This is a genomic window from Allocoleopsis sp., from assembly GCF_036703385.1.
Lineage (GTDB): Bacteria > Cyanobacteriota > Cyanobacteriia > Cyanobacteriales > Coleofasciculaceae > Allocoleopsis.
Genome location: NZ_DATNPA010000300.1, coordinates 1 through 3,911, shown reverse-complemented (window position 1 = coordinate 3,911; position 3,911 = coordinate 1). Strand labels below are relative to the sequence as shown.

Sequence of the window (3,911 nt, the reverse complement as noted above, 5' to 3'; positions counted from 1 at the left end):
CCGTCAGAGGGGTGTTGCCTGTGTTGGTGACTAAGATGTTGTAGTTAATCTTGTCGCCAACTTGGTCTACTTTGCCATCGCTGTCGTTGGTGCCATCGGGGTTCTTGACACCACCCACTTGCTTGTCGATGCTGAAGTTGGAGTTATTTTGGAAATTACCGAAGTTATACGTAGTCGCTGTTCCAGAGGTTCCTGTCTGGTTCAGTCCGCTCGTTGCCGTGAAGGTATAACCAGAGGTGCCAAAAGTCTGCGTCCACCCGGTCTGGTTGAGTTCAGTTACCTTGTAGGTACCAGGCCCAAGGTTGGTGAAGGTGTACTTTCCAGTAGAGTCAGTGGTTGCGGTGGCATCGATTGTGCCGTCGTTATTCTTGTCGAGTTGGATTGTCCAATTCTGGAGTCCCGTCTCACCACTATCCCAAACACCATTGCCATTAACGTCGTTCCACTTGTAACCGCTGATGTCGATGTTCTTGAAGTTACCGAAATTTTGATTGAGATACTGCGGCGTTGTTGCCGTTACCAATAGTGGACCGTACTTCCCTGACGTGGGTGACGTCTGAGTCCAACCTGTTTGGTTAACTTCGCGAACGTAGTATGGATCGTTGGTAGTAGTAGATTTAATCGCATCAGGCGTGACAGAGAAACTGTACTTGCCCTGTGCATCGGTTACAGTCGAGACTTCGCCAGTGTCAAGTTGACCATTATTATTGTTGTCGAGGTAAATTGTCCAACCTGCAAGCCCCGCTTCTCCTGTGTCCTGAACACCATTGCCGTTCAGGTCATTGAACTTCATCCCGCTGATCTGACCTGCAATGATGGCACCTGGAGCAAGTTGAATCGAGGTAGCACCAGAACCGCCAATATCGACGGTTGTTTGCAGGGAGCCTCCGGGGTATGCAGAAGCCCCATTAGTTCCTGGACCCGCACCCCCTGGTTGGGCGATGTGGAGTCCATAGTAGATCTCAGCAAAGCCGCTCGTAGTGGTCAGTCCGGTGTAGGTAAAGGTTACGGTAACGGTTCCATCTCGCGTGCCAGTCGGTGATGAATAAGTAACGTTACTCACCCCCGTAATATTTGCATCGACCGTGTAGAAACTTCCCTGAGTCCCTCCCCCATTGGCAAACGTGCTGTCTATGGTAGGTGTACTGCCAGAAGCACCCGGTACCAACGTGGGTTGTCGGCTGATGTTATACGTCGTAATGTAGTCGAATCCGCTCGCGTTGCCGCTCGTATTGTAGTAGTTGTAACTGATGTTGAAGGAATAGGACTGGCCGTTTGTCAGAGGTGTATTATTAGAAGCCTTATAGATGAAGACATGAGGAATAACCTCGCCCTCGAAGTAGTTAGATTTCTGGTCTGAGAGGATATTGTTGTTCCAGTCGGCTGCCTGGGAATCCCCATCAGCCCAGTGCTGGTAGACCTTACTAATGCTTCCTTCGGCATCGGTAAAGGTCGTCTTTGCTGTTCGATCATCAGCCGTACCGATCGCACCATCTGCACCTAATGCTGTCGCTGTCAACTGCAACGTCGCGTTCAACGCCGAAGCGACCTGTGGGCCATCTCCATCTGGATCGGCGGGAACTAGCCAAGCCGTCACAATTTCCCCATTTGCCAACCCATCCAGGTCACCTGTTCCACCATCGGTGACGGTAAAGGGTTGATAGGTATTCAACACCCCATCATCCCCAGCAACGGTTTCGACGATATCAAACTGGACTGTTTCACCTTCACCCACGCCAGTGACGGTGAACGTTGCTGTACTACCTGGAGCGTAATCTAATTGGTCGGTCTTTACACTGAGATTTTCCTCTGGTAGTAATGACTCAAATTCTAAAGGATTTGGAAATAAGTCAGCCATGATCGATTCCTCTTTTTTTATCAGGTCAGTTTGTGAATTGAAGTTAATTAGCTAATTGCTCAAGCAGACAGGATGGAGCCGGAATCTCCTTTACTTCCAGCGAGAAACTTCCCGTCAATGAGTTCTTGATAAGTGGCAAAATCGCTTTGCCAATTGTCTAGAGCTTGGTGCAGGTGCTTTAGGCGTTCCTCAGCAGACTCACCTGTCAGCTCATAGTGAAAGTTTCCAGCGAACAATATGGCTGGGATTGCCTCTCTATCTGGAATCTGGAGTCGGGCTTCGCTAATACCGATTCGCAGTTGACAGCGCTCTAAGGTGTAAACCAGATTGATACCTGCCTGCATGGGAGCAGTGCCAAAATTTTGCCAAGAGCCACGAGCAAGAATGGTTTCAGTAATGTATTGATGCGCTTGCTCGGTGCGATCGCCAAACGTTACGAAGCGCCTTGGATTAATCCCTACGCCACCGTATGCCAGATTCGGAAGTGTCACAGCATACCGACGAGCAAGGCTAGGGAGTTCTATATTCTTAAAAGAATCGGTATCTATCCCCTGCGAAAAGTTGATGCTTCCAGGTTGAGCCTCAATCTTGATACCGTTTTTAAAAATAATCTGGACGGCTTGGGAAGACATAACTGGAGGACGTGCCAGTTCCCAATCCCCAGGAATCACCCCGCTGCCTCTGAGAAAATCAGGGTTTATCATTGTCGGGTTATGATCTCTAGCCGCTAAAACAATTGAAAAATCTTGTATATCTAACATCAGGTGACACCTCCTGTTGAGTTCGGGTTGTGACACAAGACACGCTTGCCATAGTCAATCGACATCGGCGCGAGCCTAAAGGGTTGCGTGAACCCGAATATCAGCTCCCGTATATTGCTCGATATAGCAGACTGTTCAAGCTGCTATTTTTTCTGCTCTCAGTACCTTACGGAGAGTTATCCCTATAAACACTGAGTAAGTGTGCCATCTATCTTAGGGATGATTTGTGTAGAATTTGTGGAGATTCTACTTCTTCACATGATCTTTAAAAACTTTGGATAAGTTCTATACAGAATCTTTAAAAAGATATTGCTGCTAAAAAGGCTATGGTTCCAGATTGAGTCTCGCTCTTAATGCCGTTTTCGATAAATCATCTGGATGCCTTGGAACGATACGATGAGAGGACATGCCAGTTCCCACTCTCCCGGAACCCCTCGTTACATCTGAGAAAATCCGGGTGGTCATTGTCGGAGGATAAGTCCTTAGCAGCTGTTTGAGCGGCTATTTTTCTGTTCTCAGCAGTCCTACCGGAAGTTGTCTCTATAAACACTGGGAAGCTCATCATCCATGCTAGAACTGGCTTGTGTAGAATTTGTGGAACGTTTAGTCCTTCACAAAATCTTCACAAAAACTTTTAGATAAGTTCTATACATTCTGGATTGAAGAAGGTGATAGTTCCAGGCTGAGCCTCGCTCTTAATGCCTTTTTTCAACTACCCCGCCCTACTCCACTTCGCCCTGAAAGGGCTTCGTGAGAGTTGAGGGTGGGGATTGTATCTATCGTCCACCGCAACTGCGAGTACCTAGAGCGGCGCTCACCTTTAGCTTCATCCGACGATACCTCAAAACCACTTAATCAGTATATAGATTTTTATTCATTTTGAGTTACTTAGATCTGGATATTACCGAGACTGTGTTCCTTAAGAAAGAGCATAAATAGCAAAGAAATAACTAGAACTGTATAGGTAAATCTTTAGCCTATAGGGGGATGCAAGATTCTCAAACATGTTATATCTAGAATGTGCTGTTTGAGCCTGCTAAAACTTAGCGAAATTAGTAAAAATTATGAACTTGCCTACTGGGATGAGCAAGGAGAGCCAGTCTTTAAATGCTCAAGCGCTATCCTATGGAAAGATTTTGGTCGATACAGATTGCTGCAAAGTGACTTATGATGGTCAAATTGTGACCCTACTTCCGAAAGAATATAATTTACTAGTTTTATTTTTAAAGTATCCGAATCATGTATTAAGCTACGAAGTCATAATAGATAGGCTCTGGAATTTAATTAAGTGC

General features: G+C 46.5%; 3 protein-coding genes. 1 reads left to right on the top strand and 2 read right to left on the bottom strand.

Annotation, left to right across the window (positions count from 1 at the left end):
* Both V6C93_RS15100 and V6C93_RS15095 read right to left on the bottom strand, forming a co-directional pair.
* Positions 1-1,858, bottom strand: a 1,858-nt coding sequence (locus V6C93_RS15100; protein ID WP_333477491.1) for an SdrD B-like domain-containing protein, incomplete at its 3' end; no start/stop codon positions are given.
* 59 nt (positions 1,859-1,917) lie between these two features.
* Positions 1,918-2,619, bottom strand: coding sequence for a hypothetical protein (locus tag V6C93_RS15095; RefSeq protein ID WP_333477490.1), 702 nt, complete (start codon positions 2,617-2,619; stop codon positions 1,918-1,920).
* A gap of 1,064 nt (positions 2,620-3,683) precedes the next feature.
* Between V6C93_RS15095 and V6C93_RS15090 the strand changes: the two genes are divergently transcribed.
* The coding region (locus V6C93_RS15090) for a winged helix-turn-helix domain-containing protein (RefSeq protein WP_333477489.1) at positions 3,684-3,911 on the top strand (228 nt) is incomplete at its 3' end.

Bases quoted from the DNA above. Each gene is read 5' to 3' on its own strand.
- V6C93_RS15095 (WP_333477490.1), bottom strand. From the start codon at position 2,619: ATGTTAGATATACAAGATTTTTCAATTGTTTTAGCGGCTAGAGATCAT.